Origin of the sequence: Methylocapsa sp. S129 (assembly GCF_009765995.1) — a bacterium.
Taxonomy (GTDB): Bacteria; Pseudomonadota; Alphaproteobacteria; order Rhizobiales; family Beijerinckiaceae; genus Roseiarcus.
The window spans coordinates 99,386-113,878 of record NZ_LMUI01000016.1 but is presented as its reverse complement, the minus strand read 5'-3'; the positions used below and the strand labels follow the sequence as shown (position 1 = coordinate 113,878).

The 14,493-nt window shown below is 64.5% G+C and carries 12 protein-coding genes; all 12 read left to right on the top strand.

What is annotated here, in order from left to right; genetic code table 11:
- Positions 1–74 precede the first annotated feature (74 nt).
- Positions 75–986: a LysR family transcriptional regulator gene (locus GSQ90_RS09800; RefSeq protein WP_158814653.1), complete on the top strand. Its 912-nt coding sequence runs from the start codon at positions 75–77 to the stop codon at positions 984–986.
- A 131-nt stretch (positions 987–1,117) separates the two neighbouring features.
- A complete protein-coding gene (gene add / locus GSQ90_RS09795) occupies positions 1,118–2,107 on the top strand; it encodes an adenosine deaminase (RefSeq protein ID WP_158814652.1) in 990 nt (329 codons plus the stop codon).
- Positions 2,101–2,673 (top strand): hypothetical protein, encoded by a 573-nt coding sequence (locus tag GSQ90_RS09790; RefSeq protein ID WP_158814651.1) that lies wholly within the window; start codon positions 2,101–2,103, stop codon positions 2,671–2,673. The genes add and GSQ90_RS09790 overlap by 7 nt, the downstream gene beginning before the upstream one ends.
- 39 nt (positions 2,674–2,712) lie before the next feature.
- Positions 2,713–3,723, top strand: coding sequence for a BMP family protein (locus GSQ90_RS09785; RefSeq protein ID WP_158814650.1), 1,011 nt, complete (start codon positions 2,713–2,715; stop codon positions 3,721–3,723).
- Positions 3,720–5,249, top strand: a complete 1,530-nt coding sequence (locus tag GSQ90_RS09780) for an ABC transporter ATP-binding protein (protein ID WP_158814649.1) — start codon at positions 3,720–3,722, stop codon at positions 5,247–5,249. The genes GSQ90_RS09785 and GSQ90_RS09780 overlap by 4 nt, the downstream gene beginning before the upstream one ends.
- On the top strand, positions 5,249–7,132 hold the full coding sequence (locus tag GSQ90_RS09775) for an adenine deaminase (RefSeq protein WP_158814648.1): 1,884 nt from the start codon (positions 5,249–5,251) through the stop codon (positions 7,130–7,132). Before GSQ90_RS09780 ends, GSQ90_RS09775 begins: the two co-directional genes overlap by 1 nt.
- A gap of 77 nt (positions 7,133–7,209) precedes the next feature.
- Positions 7,210–8,403, top strand: coding sequence for an acyl-CoA dehydrogenase family protein (locus GSQ90_RS09770; protein ID WP_210254872.1), 1,194 nt, complete (start codon positions 7,210–7,212; stop codon positions 8,401–8,403).
- Positions 8,403–9,464, top strand: coding sequence for an ABC transporter permease (locus tag GSQ90_RS09765; RefSeq protein WP_158814647.1), 1,062 nt, complete (start codon positions 8,403–8,405; stop codon positions 9,462–9,464). Before GSQ90_RS09770 ends, GSQ90_RS09765 begins: the two co-directional genes overlap by 1 nt.
- The gene (locus GSQ90_RS09760; protein ID WP_158814646.1) at positions 9,461–10,414 is read left to right on the top strand and encodes an ABC transporter permease; all 954 of its coding nucleotides are present in this window, start codon (positions 9,461–9,463) and stop codon (positions 10,412–10,414) included. Before GSQ90_RS09765 ends, GSQ90_RS09760 begins: the two co-directional genes overlap by 4 nt.
- A 276-nt stretch (positions 10,415–10,690) precedes the next feature.
- Entirely contained in the window at positions 10,691–11,455 is a 765-nt protein-coding gene (locus GSQ90_RS09755; protein WP_158814645.1) for a FadR/GntR family transcriptional regulator, read from the top strand.
- Between the two features lie 99 nt (positions 11,456–11,554).
- Positions 11,555–12,538 carry a substrate-binding domain-containing protein gene (locus tag GSQ90_RS09750; RefSeq protein WP_158814644.1) on the top strand — a complete coding sequence of 328 codons (984 nt, stop codon included), beginning with the start codon at positions 11,555–11,557 and terminating at the stop codon, positions 12,536–12,538.
- A gap of 49 nt (positions 12,539–12,587) precedes the next feature.
- Positions 12,588–14,474 (top strand): sugar ABC transporter ATP-binding protein, encoded by a 1,887-nt coding sequence (locus GSQ90_RS09745; protein WP_158814643.1) that lies wholly within the window; start codon positions 12,588–12,590, stop codon positions 14,472–14,474.
- The last annotated feature ends 19 nt before the right edge of the window (positions 14,475–14,493 follow it).

Genomic DNA, 14,493 nt, shown 5'->3' with positions numbered 1-14,493 from the left:
AGCGCAATTGTTGGTGCGATCCGTGCGGAAATCTGCAACGCTCCGTATTTTTATGGTTCCGGAGCCCGACTACCATGCCGCTCATCTCGCCCGCCGCCCTGCTCGTCGACGAAGTCGCGCGTTTCGGCTCGATCCGTCGCGCGGCCGAGCGCCTCAACGCCTCAGCGTCGGCGGTCAACCGACAGATCCTCAATCTTGAGGCTGAGCTCGGCGCGCCGCTGTTCGAACGCATGCCCCGAGGCGTCAGGCTCACGGCGGCCGGAGAGGTCGTCGTCGACGACGTGCGCCGCTGGCGGCGCGAACTCGAAAGGGCGACCGGCCGGATCCGGGAGTTGAAGGGCCTGCAGCGCGGCCATGTCGCGATCGGCGTCATGGAATGCTTCGTCGCGGGCGTTCTTCCGCGAACGATCGGCGCGCTTCAGCGGCGCCATCCGGGCGTCACGGTGGAAGTCTTCATCGGCGGCACGGAGCAGATTCTCGAACGTCTCGCGGCTCAGACGATCGACGTCGCGCTATGCTTCAATCCCCCGACGCGCCCCCATGTGACGGCGATGCTCAAACTCTCCGCCCGGCCCGGCCTCGTCGCATCGTGCGACCATCCTGTCGCCCAGAAAAAATCGATCCGCCTCAGCGATTGCGCGCGCTATTCGTTCGTGATGCCCGACCGCTCGCTCGGCCTACGCCGCGTCGCCGACGACGCCCTGCGGCGCGCGGGGATCGAACCGCTCGCCGTCGTCGCCACCAATTCAACGAGCCTGATCAAAGCGCTCATTAGCGAGGGGGGCCATCTCGCCATTCTCAGCTACATGGACGTCCTGGCCGAAGTCGAGGCGGGGCGACTTTCGTTTGTCTCCATTGAGGACATCCGCCTGCCGGCGGAGGAATTGCTGCTCTGCGTCGCTCCCAATCACACCTTGTCGTCGCAGGCAGGCCTCATGATTGAAATCCTGCGCCAGGAGTTGCGCGCTCTGCCGCCGATTGCCTAGGCAGCCACCGATCGCCGGGGAGCAAGCGTTGCAGATTTGCGCACGCTTGATGCGAAAAACTCCGCTTGTTCGCACATGCAGCAAATGGAAGAGTCGATGCGTGGGTGGATAGACCGCCCGATGGATGCAGTGTGACCCTCGACTTTCAGGCGCTCCCCAAAGCCGAAGTGCATATCCACCTCGAAGGATGCCTTGACCTCGACGAGGTCGTCGCCCTGGCGCAGGAGGCAGGCGTCCCCTTGCCCCGGCCGCGAGCAGAGCTTCTTCATTTTAGCGGACTCTCCGACTTCCTGGATTTCCTCGACTGGACGTGCAGCCTTTACCGCACGCCGGATCAGGTGGCGGCCGCGGCCTATGCCTTTTCGCGTCGGATGAGCGCAAGCGGCGCGCTTTACGCCGATGTGATCGTCAATCCCACGCACTGGCCGCATTGGCGTCGCGATCTCGGCGGCTTCATAGGAGCGCTTGACGCAGGCTTTTGCGCTGCCGAACTGGACGGCCTGCCGCCCGTCGGGCTGTGCGTCAGCCTGTTGCGCCAACAGAGCGCCGAGGAGGCGATCGAACTCGTCGACCTGCTTGCAGCGCTTCGCCATCCGCGGGTCGTCGCTCTTTCGGTCGACGGCAATGAGAAGTTCGCCGGCCGCACCGGCCCGCGCTTCGCCGAGGCGTTTCGGCGCGCTGGCGCGGCGGGCCTGAAGCGAACGGTCCATGCGGGGGAATCGAGCGGGCCTGAAGGGGTGCGCGACGCTCTCGACTATCTCGGCGCCGATCGCATCGATCACGGCGTGCGCGCCATCGAAGACGACGATCTCGTCGCGCGCCTGGCCGATCGCCAGATTCCGCTTGGCGTGTGCCCGACCTCCAATCTGACGCTGGGCCTCTATGCCCGGCTTGAGGAGCATCCGATCGAGCGCCTGCGCAAGGCCGGCGTGCCGGTTTCCGTCAACACCGACGACCCAGAGCTTCTAGAAATTGATTTGCCTAAGGAATATGCGCGTTGCGCCGCGGCGTTCGATTGGAGCGCGGAAACCTGCCGCAATGTTGCGGCCACGTCGATCCGCGCGTGTTTCGCCGGCGACGAGGCGAAGACCCGCATGCTCGCGAAGGTCGCAACATGGTGAGCATCCCTCTGCAGCAGGCGGTCGGGCTCCTCGCCATTCTTTCTGCCTCATACGCGCATGCCGCGCCGATCGACCTCGCGCGCTGGGCCGCGGATCTTCCGCCGCGCTTTTCGGTCCATGGCGTCAAGACGGAGCCGACCTATCAGGAAATTGTCGATATCCGACGCGAAGGCGACGTCTTCACGCTTGTCGGCGGCGCTCCGGCCTGGGCGGAACGTTCGCAGCAGAGCATCGCCGTCTCGCACGATGGCGCCCTGCGCTACGTGATCTGTCCCGCAGGCCTGTCTTGCGGCGCCGCCCCGATTCCGACTGGCTTTCTGGCGACTGCCTTGCTCGTTTCGATGGTCCGCCGCGGCCAGTTTCACGGCGCCGCTTCGACGACGATGTTTGGCGGACGCCAGATCGTCTGCGTCCCGGCCGAACGGATCGGCATTGCGCGGCCGCTTTTCGATCCGTGTTTCGACAGGCTCACGGGCGCTGTGCTCGCGCAGCGCCATCGGCTCACGGGCCGGTTCGACGGCCCGAGCCTTGAGCCCACTTCCCTTCGTGTTGCATTTAACTATTAAGTCGATAGATAATATAGAATAATAAACGGAGATGAATCCATGACGCCTGTCCCTAATCCCAATCGTCGCCAGTTCGGCGCCCTGATCCTCGCCGGCGGCGCGCTCGCGGTAGGGGTCAGGCCCGTCTTTGCCGCCGGCAAACTGAAAGTCGCGCTGCTGACTCCCGCGTTGACCAATGACGGCTCTTTCAATCAGGCCGCGGCCGACGCCGTGAAGAAACTTGTCGCTGAGGGACTGATCACGGTTGAAATCCGCGAGAAGATGGCCGATCCCGCCACATCGGAGCCGACGATCCGTCAATATGCCTCCAAAGGCTATGACCTGATCATCGGGCACGGCATCGAACTGTCCGAGCCGATCCTCAAAGTGGCCGGCGATTTCCCCAAGACCCGCTTCGCCGCCTCCGGCGGTCCCGATCTTGCGGGCAAGCTCACCGCCAATGTCGACGGCTGGACCTATGACTTCGGCCAGCAGGGCTATCTCGACGGCTTCGTGGCTGGAAAGCTCAAGAGAATCGAGACGATCGGCATGGTAGGCGGCCCGCAATTGCCCTTCATTCAGGCCTCGCACAACGGGTTTCGCGCCGGAGTAAAGGACGCCGGAAGCACGGCGAAGCTCGTGGAGACCTATACCGGGTCCTTCGACGACGCGCAGAAAGCGGCGGAAGCGACCCGCGGCCTCATCGAGGAAGGCGCCAAACTGGTGTGGACCTCGGGCGACGGCATCGGCAATGGCGTCGCCGCCGCTGCGGCGAACGCCAATGGCGCGACGCTCGGCGTCACCGGCGATGCGGGCGGCCTCGCCAAGAAAGTCAATGTCGCAAGCGTCGTGCTCGACATGTACCCAACCTACAAGGCTTATGTCGATGACATTGCTTCGGGCGCCTTCGGCAAGAAATTCTTCGTCTCCGGGCTTGGCAATAAGGGACTCGTTCTCACCAAGGTCAATGATGTGAACGGACTCGTCCCGGCGGACCTGCAGAAGAACGTCGACGCGCTCGTCGCCCAGATCGCTTCGGGCGACAAGAAGCTGCCGAACTTCTTTCAATGACGACGCCAACCCCAGCGCTCATCGAGGCCAAAGGGCTGGGAAAACGCTTCGGGCCCCTCGTCGCGCTCAAGAGCGCCGATTTCGCCCTGCGGGCCGGGCGGGTTGGCGCAATCGTCGGCGAGAATGGCGCGGGCAAATCGACGCTCGCCAAGATTCTCGCCGGCGTCTATCGCGCTGACGAAGGCGGGATTTTCGTTGACGGCAAGGCTGTCGCGTTCGCCAACCGGCGACGCGCCGCAGCGCTCGGCATCGGCTTTGTTCCCCAATCCCTATCTTTCGTCGGCACCCTGAGCGTGATCGACAACCACTTGCTCGCCGGCTCCGCCTTCGCGCTCGATCGCGCCGCCGCGCGCCGGAGTCTCGAGCGCACCGCCGCCCGGATAGGCATCGACGTTCTTCTCGATCGACCGGTCGAAACGTTGAGTCTCTCAGAACGGCAGCTTGCCGAAATCGTCTCCGCCGTCGCGCATGGCGCGCGAGCCTTGCTGCTGGACGAACCCACCTCGGCGCTCGGGCCCATCGAGGTCGATCGCCTCATCGCGACGCTGAGGCTTCTGAGCGAAGGAGGAACCGCAATCGGCCTCGTAACGCATCGCGTTCGCGAAGTCCTGGAGGGCGCTCAGGACGTCACGGTGTTGCGCCAGGGCGAGGTCGTATTTTCTGGCCAGGCTGCGAGCCTCGATGCAGAAGCCGTCTCCCGGCTGATGGTCGGCGCTCGCGAGCGTGGGCGTCCCGTGCGGCCGAAGCCGGGTGTCGGCACGCGTCTCGCGGTCGAAGCGCTCGGCGTCGGCGCGCACGGCCGACGCCTCCTCGAAGGCATATCGTTCACGATTCGAGGCGGCGAGATTCTCGGCGTCGCGGGAGTCGCGGGACCCGCCCAGCCGGCGCTCGCTGAGGCGCTCGCGGGTCTGCGCGGCGACATCCGCGGCCGCGTCGCCATCGACGGCGAGGATGTGACGGAGCGGCCGGCGGAGGCGATGCGCCTCGGCCTGGCCTATGTGCCGGAAGACCGCGCGCTTGGGCTGCTGCCCGATCAAACTGTAAGCGTCAATGCGAGCCTGCTGCATATGGGCGAAAGCGCCTTCCGACGCTTTGGCTTGCGTCGCCCTTCGGCGGAGGCGGGGTTGGGCCGCTCAGTGATTGAACGCTTCGACGTGCGCCCGCCACGCGGCGACCTCGCCGCGGGGCGCCTGTCGGGCGGCAATCAGCAAAAGCTCCTCGTCGGCCGCGAACTTGAGCGCAAGCCGAGCGTGATCGTCGCGCACGGCCCGACGCAGGGCCTCGATCTCGCCGCCGCATCGGCGATCCGAGCCGCTTTGGTCGAAGCGGCGAGCGACGGCGCCGCGGTGCTTGTGATTTCTGCTGACCTTGACGAACTTCTGGCGATCAGCAGCCGCATCATCGTTCTTGCCAGCGGCGCGGTCGCGGCAAGTTTCGATTGCGCGGATGCGGATGCCGACCTGGAGGGTTTCGTCCATCGCATCGGGCTCGCGATGACCGGAGCCGGCATCGAGGAAGCCGCCTGATGTCCGATTTCACCGCGAAATTTCCCGCCACCGGCGCCCATCTTGCGCCATCGGTCGCTGAACTCATGAACCTGCGCCATGTTGCAGCAGGGCTCGCGCCACCTGACCGCATCATCCGCGGCGGCAAGGTTCTCGCCCTCCATACCGGCGAGGTCCTTGAGCGCGATGTCGTCATCGCAGGGCGGCATATTGCGGCGGTGACGCCCGTCGGCCACTTCACCGCGCCCGAGATCATCGACGCGAGCGGGCAATTCGTCGCCCCGACCTTCATCGACGCGCATATCCACATCGAATACACCAAGCTCACACCTGGCGAACTCGCGCGCCTGTCAATTCCGCGCGGCACCACGATGGTGCTCGCTGACGCCAATTGCATCGCCAACGTGCTGGGCGCCCCGGGTCTGGACTTCATGGGCGCCACCACAACGCCGCTGCGCATCCTGCGTCAGGTCTCGCACAAAGTGCCGCAAACGCCCGATCTCGAACTCGGCGGCGCCGTGCTGTCGACCGAGGAAATCGCCGACCGCGTGCAATGGCCAAACGCCGCGACGCTTGGCGAATCCAATCCGTTCAACTTCGACGAATCCTCGGCGCGAAAACAGGTGGCGGCGCTCGCGGCGGGCAAGCGCATCACTGGCCACACGGCTTTGCTCAAGAACGAGCCGCTCTGGAGCTATCTCGCCGGCGGCGTGAGCGACGATCACAACGCACATCGCACAGAAGACGTCGTCGAACGCCTGCGCCTCGGCGCCATGCTGACCGTGATGGCAGGCAGCATGAACGACAATACGCCTCATGTCTTCGCCAACATTCCAGCCCTCAGGGACGGCATCTTCCATATATGCTTCTGCGCGGACGACAAGCTGGTCGAGGATATCGATCGCCAGGGCCATATCGACCACCACGTGCGCCAGGCCATCGCCTGCGGCGTGGAGCCGCTCAAGGCGTGGCGCATGGCGACGCTCGCGCCCGCCGCTTTCTATCGCCTCGACCATCTCGTCGGCTCGGTGACGCCGAGCCGGCTCGCCGATCTCCAGATCGTCCCGGATCTCGCCGAGGCGCGCCCATCGGTCGTCCTTGTTGGCGGCCAAGTCGTCGCGCGCGACGGTGAGGCTCTGTTCGAAAATCGCGATGCGCTTCCGGCGATTACGCGCGGCACGATCCATCTCCATCCCGACATTGATGAAGCGTCCTTCGCCACCCGCGCTGAGGGCGCCTCCGCCTGGGTGCAGGCAATGGAAATGTATGACGGCTATTTCAAGCGGGCCTTCCATGCCGAATTGCCGGTCGTCGAGGGCAAAGTCGCGTGCGATATCGCGCGCGACGTGCTCAAGGTCGCGATCGTCGATCGCCATCACGCCACCGAAACGGTCGGAGTCGGCTTCGTACGTGGCTTTCGCCTGAAGCGCGGCGCGATCGCCGCGACGACGAATTGCGAGAACCAGAATCTGGTGATCGTCGGCACGTCAGACCGCGAAATCGCCTTCGCCGCCAAGGCCGTCGAACGGATCGGCGGCGGCTATGTCGTCGTGGCGGATGGCGAGATTGTCGGCAGCGTGCCGCTCGCCATCGCCGGCTGCATGAGCGATCGGCCGTGGGAAGTCGTGCGCGATCAGTCGCTCGCCTGCGACGAGGCGGCCAGGACGATCGGTTGCGAGATGCCGGCGCCGTTCCTCATCATGTCGTTCATCGGGCTTGCCGGCGTGCCCGATCTCGGCCTGACCGAGCGCGGCCTCATCGAGACCAAGACGCAGAGTTTCGCCGCTCTCGTGCTCGGCAGAGAGGGCGGGCTCGTCTGCTGCCGGTGTCCGAGCCACATGCACGACTTGCATCAGCTGATGGATCCGGCCCGCGCCGCTTCGTCGCAATTCGAATGCGCTTGAGCCAGGACAGCACGATGGGCGCCATTGCCGAACCGCTTTCGCCCCTGTTGGGCAGCGCTTTCCCGCCGAGCGGCCTTATGCCTGAACATCGGCGCCTTGTCGCTGAGCTGCAGAGCGTGCTTGACGCTGAAATCGCGCCGCTCGCCGTTGAGAACGACGCGCGCGGACGCTATCCGACAGCCTCGATCGCGGCGCTGAAACGGTCGGGTTTTCTCAAGGCGGTCGTGCCCACCGCCTATGGCGGTCTCGGCGTTCCGCATCGCGTTTCGCTTGAAGCGCAGGTGCGCCTCGGCGCCGCCGATTCCGCAGTGGCGCAAATCTATAAGATTCACGATGAGCTCATTCGTGAGATTTTCGTCTATTCGCCGGAGGAATTGCGGACGCGCCTCGCGCGAGCGGTTCTGAAGGAAGACGCGATCCTCGGGCTCGCCGTCGCCGAGAGCGGACGCAAGGTCGACGATCCCCTGGCCACGACCGCGCTACCTCGTCCCGACGGCGGTTTCCTCATCAATGGCCGAAAGATTTATACGACGGGCGCCGCGGAGGCCGATCTCATCGCCGTCTGGGCTTTCAATCCGAAAGCCGAAGGCGCCGCCGACAATCCGCTGCTCGGCGTCCAGCTCAATCTCGTCGCCCCATCGACGGCGGGGGTCGATATCCATCGCGATTGGGATGCGCTCGGGCAGCGCGCGACCGATTCGGGAACGATCACCTTCTCCAATGTCGAGACTGATCCCGCTTGGCGCGCCAATAGGCCCGGCGAGCTGGCGCCGCTTCACGCGTCGCTGCGCTATCAGGCGGGCTTCGCCGCCGTCCTTATCGGCATCGGAATTGCGGCCATTCGCGCCGCGAGCGTCTTCGTCGGAACGCAAAGCCGCCCATGGCCGTCAGCCGGCGTCGACAATGCTGCCGAAGATCCCTATGTGCGCCGCCTCGTCGGCGAATTGACCGCCGATCTTGCGGCCGCCTATGCGATCACGCTGACGACGGGCGATCTCCTCGACGCCTACGAGCACGGCGAAACAGACCGCACTTCGGTGGCGATCCCGATCTACGCTGCAAAATCGGCCGCATCGCGCGCGGCGATCCGGGCGACGTCGGAAATCTACGCTCTTATGGGGACGCGCGCGGCAGCGCGGAGCGCCGGATTCGATCGCTTCTGGCGCAATGCGCGCACGCTCTCGCTCCACGATCCCGTCGATTGGAAAAATGCCGAGATCGGCCGCCACGCGCTCACGGGCTGGGATCCGCCGCCGGGCCTCTATCAGTGATGCGGGATTGGTTTTCGCTCGATCGGCCGGCGGCGCGTCTCATCCTCGGCCTCGCTCTCGCCCTGGCGATCGCCGCCGGACTGGTGATGGCGGCTGGCGCCGATCCGCTCGCGGCGCTTGTCGCGATGGCGGACGGCGCGTTTGGCGAACGCTACGCGATTGCCGAAACCCTTATTCAGGCGACGCCTCTGGCGATCGTTGCGCTCGGCGTGGCGCCGGCGGTGCGCGCTGGCGTGTTTACGATCGGCTCGGAAGGACAGCTCATCGCCGGCGCCACTGCCGCGACGGCGGCGATAGAAGCAATCGGCGCGGCCCCTGCGGCCGTCCTGCTTGCGGCGGGTCTCCTCGCCGGCGTCGCCGGAGGCGCTTTGTGGGCGGTCATCCCCGCCGTCATGCGCGCTTATTTTCGCGTGAACGAGGTGCTTTCGACCTTGCTGCTCAATTACATCGCGGGCTACGGGCTGCTGTTGCTCCTCAAGACGAGCCTGGGCGCCCATGCGGTCGTCGCCATTTCGCGCAGCGACGCCTTGCCGGCCGCCGCGCTGATCCCGAAGCTGATCGGCGAAACACGGCTTCACGCCGGCCTCGTCGCAGCGCCCGTCGCCGCCTTGTTGCTCGGCTGGTGGCTGCGGTCGCCGCGCGGGCTCGTCTATGACGCGTTTGCGATCCGCCCCGCGCTGGCCGCGCGTCTTGGCGTTGCCGAGCCGCGCGCCGTGATGACGACCATGCTCGTTGCGGGCGCCGCCGCGGGCTTTGCTGGCTGGATGCAGGTGGCGGGCGTCGCCGGCACGCTTTATCCCAGCGTCGGCGGCGGGCTCGGCTTTTCCGGTATTCTCGTCGCCATGCTCGGCGGCTTGCGGCCCCTCGGCATTCTGGCCATGGCGCTGGTGCTCGGCGCGCTCACGACCGGCGCCGACGGCCTGCAGACAGGCACGGGCGTGCCCTCTTCGCTCTCGATCGTTATCCAGGGATTGCTGCTTCTCGTCGCCGCGCTCGCCTTCAACGGCCGCGCGCGCGCCGCTCCGAGTTTGCCGGAGACAGCGGGAGGACTGCCGCGATGACCGCGCCGGACGCCATCATGGGGCTTGACGCCGCCTTCTGGAAGGCGACGCTCGGCGGCGCCTTGCGCCTGGCGACGCCCATCGTCTTCGCCGCGGTCGGCGAGACGATCGTCGAACGCAGCGGCACGCTCAATCTCGGCGTTGACGGCATGATGACGGCAGGCGCTTTCGCCGCCGTCGTCGGCGCCAGCCTCGCCGGCTGGCCTTTCGGACTGCTCCTCGCTGCCCTTGCCGGGCTTGCGCTGGGCCTTGGCATGGGGGCCGCCGTTCTCAAAGGCGGCGCCAATCAGATCGTCACCGGCATCGCGATCGCGCTCATCAGCGTCGGCATGACGACTTACGCGTTCCAGCTCTGGCAGCCTACCGGGCAGACCATGCCCTTCGTGCCCCTCGCCCCGACGATCCGCATCCCCTTTCTCTCCGACATTCCTTTCGTTGGGCCGGTGTTCTTCGCGCAAAGCGTCCTGACCGACGCAGGCCTCGTCCTGCTCGCGGCCACGCTCCTTGCGCTGCGTTTCACCCGCCTCGGCTTGGTGATCAAGGCGGCGGGCGACGATCCCGTCGCCGCCGCGCTGCGCGGCGTGGACGTTGTGCGCACGCGGCTACTCGCCTTGGCGTTCGGCGGCGCGATGGCGGGCCTTGGCGGCGCGGCGATCACCATTGGCTTTCTCGGGTCCTATTCGGACGGCGTCACCGCGGGGCGCGGCTATATCGCAATCGCGGTCGTCATCATCGGCCGTTGGTCGCCGCTTGGCGCAGTATTCGGCGCATTGCTCTTTGCGTTCTTCGAGAGTTTGAGCTTGCGGCTACAGGGCCACGCCAATGGCTTGCCAAGCGAACTCTATGCGATGCTGCCCTACGCGATGACGTTGATCGTGCTCTTCCTCACAGCGCGTTCGCGCGTCGGTCCCCGAGCGCTCGCTATGCCTCTTCGAACGGAAGAGGGTTGAAGGCCTCGATATCCCAAGAAGCTTATTGAGAGTCCCGATGCGGTCTTGAGAGGCGGCGCCAAGACTGCGGCTCTCGACAGCAGGAAGGCGCTGCCGTCTCAACGCCGCCGGCGCAGAATCTGGTGGGCTATCGGTCCTCGACAATTCAGCCAGACATTCGTTTGGACTCGCGCCGTCGGAATATCGCGTTCGGAATTGACAGCGCGCTATTTGGCGTGATCTAACTGGTTTGGTCATCCGACCACTGGTTCAGATTTACGTTGGTCCGCCTTTCCAATGCCCGCTCGCTTCAAACCTCAGCCTGTTTTCTCCCAGGCTCCGGGAGTCTGGGCCGAGATCAACAAGCACACCGTCCGGGAGAAAATAAGCGATAAGCTAGGCTCGCTGATCGCTTCCGGCATCCTACATCTGGGAGATGAATTGCCGAGCGAGCGGGAGCTCGCCTCGCTGCTGTCGGTCAGCCGGGAAACCATCAGGGGCGCCATCCAGACGCTTGCCGCCAAGGGCATCCTGGAGGTTTCGCATGGCGCGCGAACGCGCGTCATCAGCCAGAAAATCGATACGCAAAAAATAGGGGTCACGAGCCCGAGCGCGATCAATTCTTACGACATTGAATCGGTCCATGGCGCTCGGCTGCTCGTTGAGCGCGCCGTCGTCGCCGAAGCGGCGAACCGAATCGACGACGAGACCTTGCTAAGGCTCGAACGATCGCTGGCGATTCAAAAAGAGATAGCTCAGGACCCCGTTCACTTCCTCATCTGCGATCGCGAATTCCATCTTGCGATCTATCGCTGCTCGGTCAATCCGCTGCTCGCGGACTTCGTCATCGATCTCTACACGTTCATGCTCGAACATCGCCGCATCGCAATGTCTCAACCGGGCGCGATCGAGAGGAGCTATCGCGATCATGTCGAGATATTCAACGCCCTCAGCGCGCACGATTCCGACGCGGTCACTGCGGCGTTCGGGCGTCATATCGACCGCATCTATTCGACGACTGTCGCGATTATGGATGCGAGCGCGACGAAATCGGATCCGTAAAGCGAGTGACTTTCGACCGTAGCCCGGCGAAACGACGGGAACGGCTGAGAGAATAAGAGTTTAACCGCCGGCGCAACCGGCCAAATGGAGGAAACGAAAATGAATCGACGCATACTCGTCTCGACAATGGCCGCCATTGCGGCGACGGTTGGCCTAGGGTTCGGCAGCGTCTACCCCGCCCGGGCGGACTCCAAAGAGATCGTCTATCTCACCCCCGGTCTCGATTTGCCGTTCTGGCGCTATCTCTCCAAGGGGATCGAAGCGGCGGCCAAGAAGGGCGGATACGCGTATCAGGCGCTCGATTCTCACAACAGCGCCGACACGCAACTCAAGAATGCGCAGGACGCTATCGCCCGCGGCGTCGCGGGCATCGCCATATCGCCGACCGACAGTTCGACCGCGCCGAGCGTTCTGGCCCTCGCGGCGCGGGCGCATATTCCCGTCGTGGTCGCCGACATCGGCACCAATAGCGGCGAATATGTCTCGTTCGTGATTTCCGACAACAAGGAGGGCGCGCATGGCGTCGGCCAGGCGCTCGCCGAGGCGCTCAAGGAAAAAGGGTGGACCGACGGATCAGTGGGCCTCATCACGATCTCCCAGGCTCGCAAGAACGGCCAGGCGCGGACCGGAGGATTTCGCGACGCCATGAAGGCAGCGGGCATCACGAAGGAAGCCGGGCTGCAGCAGATGCAGTCCTATACCGCCGACGAAACGTTCAAGTTCACGCAGGACATGCTGACCGCCAATCCCGACATGCGCGGGATGTTCATCCAGACCGACCAGCCGACGATCGGCGCCTTGCGCGCGATCAAGGCCGGGCATCGGGAAGGCACTCTGCTTGTCGCCGCGTTTGACGGCATCCCCGATTTCGTCGACCTGCTGAAAAAAGGCGAGATTGTCGCCTCGGGCATGCAGCAGCCTTACCTCATGGGGGAAAAGTCAGGTGAGTCGCTGCTGACTGCGCTCTCTGGAGGCAAGCCGGAGAAAGAAATCCTTGTCCCCATCGTGGTTGCGACGAGCAAGAACATCGATCAAATCCTGCCGACCATCAAGCAGACCGTGTTCGCCAACGAATTACCCTGAAACCGCGGCCGGCCGGACTGACCCCCGGCCGGCTTCATCTGGCGCGCAAATGATGGCCACTTCCGGCTCCATTCTCCTTGAGGCCCGAGACATAACGAAGAGCTTCGTCGGGACGAAAGCGCTCGTCGGCGCGAGCTTGACGCTGCGCGCCGGCCAGACTCACGCGCTGCTTGGCGCGAACGGCGCCGGAAAATCGACGCTATCGCGTGTCGTCTCCGGGCACGTGCGCAGAGATGGCGGAACGGTCCTCTATGAAGGGCGCCCGCTCGACTTCAGATCGCCTCGCGACGCGCTCGACGCCGGAATCGCGATGGTGATGCAGGAAACCAGTCTGGCTCCGGATCTGTCCGTCGTCGAAAATATTTTCCTGCCGGAGCTTCGTCGTCCCGGACGGCTTTCCTTTTCTTCGATGCGTCGTCGCGCGGACGAGATCCTCGCCGACCTCGGCCAAGATCGCGCCGTCTCGCTCGATTCGAAGGTGCAAGATATTTCCGTCGCGCAGCGCCAACTCGTCGAAATCGCCAAGGCGCTGGCGCTCAAGTCCAATCTTATCATCTTCGACGAGCCGACCGCTTCTTTGAGCCCCAGCGAGGTGGAGCGTCTGTTCGACATTATCGGCCGGCTCAAAGAGGCGGCCTGCGCGATCGTGTTCGTCTCTCATCGGCTCGAGGAGGTCTTCGCCATTTCGGACGAGATCACCGTCATGCGGGAAGGTCGGACGGTCGCCGCCTCGCGCCCGACGAGTTCGCTCAATCAGACCGAACTCGTGCGCCTGATGGTCGGCCGCGATCTTGGCGCCATATTCGCCAGCGCAACGGGCCCGAAACCGATCCAGGAGAACCCAATCCTCTCGGCCCGCAGCCTTCGAGCGCCGCCGCTCGTCCGGGATATCTCATTCGACCTGCATCGCGGCGAGATTCTGGGTTTAGGCGGTCTGGTCGGAGCGGGCCGGTCGGAAGTCGCGGAAATCCTTTTCGGACTGCGTCAGCGCGCAGGGGGCGATCTGTTGATGGACGGCGAACCCTTCGCCCCGCGTTCGCCCGCTCACGCCATTCGCGCAGGCCTCGGATTTGTCGCCGAGGACCGGCGCCGGCAAAGCATCGTCCCCGACCTGTCCGTGCGCGAAAATCTCCTGCTTGGCCATTTGGGAGCGTACCGCGGATTTGGTCTGGGATATCGTTCGCTCGATGAGAAAATCCGCGATCTGCTACAGAAGCTGGAATTGTCGCCTGACCGGCTCGACGACGACAATCTCCTGAATTTTTCTGGCGGCATGCAGCAAAAGATTATTATCGCGCGCTGGCTGTTGCTGGAGCCGAAGGTTCTGATTCTCGACGAGCCGACCAAAGGCGTCGACATCGGAACCCGGGCGTCGATCTATGCGATTCTGCGCGAGATTGCCGCGCGCGGCGCGGCTATTTTGATCATTTCCTCGGAATTCCAGGAATTGTTAGGCTTGGCGGATCGCGTGGTCGTCATCAGCGACGGGCTCTCGATCGCCGATGTGCCGAGCGGCGATCTCGACGAAGAGAAGCTCACCCTGCTCGCCGCGCCCCGCAGTTCGATGGAGCGCAATCAGCGAGTTCTTCGCGATCTTGCGGCGGAACATGACGGGGCCGCCTTTTGGGCGATACTAGACGAGAAGCGAATGTTCTGCCTCAATTGCGTCGCCGCCAATCCGGCGGCGGATCTCGGGTTTCGCGCCGGTTCAACCGCTCGCTTCGAGGAGACGCCGATCGGCGTCGCGCTGTCGGCTCGCTCGAATGAATTTGTATTTGATCCCAGCAATGGTCTCAGCAGCCTTTTGGTCGACGTTAAAAGCCATCGCGGTCACGAATTGGGATCTATCGGATTGGTGCTTGGTCCCAATCAGCCCGTTCCGGCCGCCTCCACCCTTCGCGCGTCTATCATCGAGCGATTTCGCGCCGCCGTTTGAATTTCAGGATTGAAGCCCG

Bases quoted from the DNA above. Each gene is read 5' to 3' on its own strand.
- GSQ90_RS09765 (WP_158814647.1), top strand. From the start codon at position 8,403: ATGCGGGATTGGTTTTCGCTCGATCGGCCGGCGGCGCGTCTCATCCTC.
- GSQ90_RS09780 (WP_158814649.1), top strand. From the start codon at position 3,720: ATGACGACGCCAACCCCAGCGCTCATCGAGGCCAAAGGGCTGGGAAAA.
- GSQ90_RS09785 (WP_158814650.1), top strand. From the start codon at position 2,713: ATGACGCCTGTCCCTAATCCCAATCGTCGCCAGTTCGGCGCCCTGATC.
- GSQ90_RS09775 (WP_158814648.1), top strand. From the start codon at position 5,249: ATGTCCGATTTCACCGCGAAATTTCCCGCCACCGGCGCCCATCTTGCG.
- GSQ90_RS09745 (WP_158814643.1), top strand. From the start codon at position 12,588: ATGATGGCCACTTCCGGCTCCATTCTCCTTGAGGCCCGAGACATAACG.
- GSQ90_RS09760 (WP_158814646.1), top strand. From the start codon at position 9,461: ATGACCGCGCCGGACGCCATCATGGGGCTTGACGCCGCCTTCTGGAAG.
- GSQ90_RS09790 (WP_158814651.1), top strand. From the start codon at position 2,101: ATGGTGAGCATCCCTCTGCAGCAGGCGGTCGGGCTCCTCGCCATTCTT.
- GSQ90_RS09750 (WP_158814644.1), top strand. From the start codon at position 11,555: ATGAATCGACGCATACTCGTCTCGACAATGGCCGCCATTGCGGCGACG.
- GSQ90_RS09800 (WP_158814653.1), top strand. From the start codon at position 75: ATGCCGCTCATCTCGCCCGCCGCCCTGCTCGTCGACGAAGTCGCGCGT.
- GSQ90_RS09770 (WP_210254872.1), top strand. From the start codon at position 7,210: ATGCCTGAACATCGGCGCCTTGTCGCTGAGCTGCAGAGCGTGCTTGAC.
- GSQ90_RS09755 (WP_158814645.1), top strand. From the start codon at position 10,691: ATGCCCGCTCGCTTCAAACCTCAGCCTGTTTTCTCCCAGGCTCCGGGA.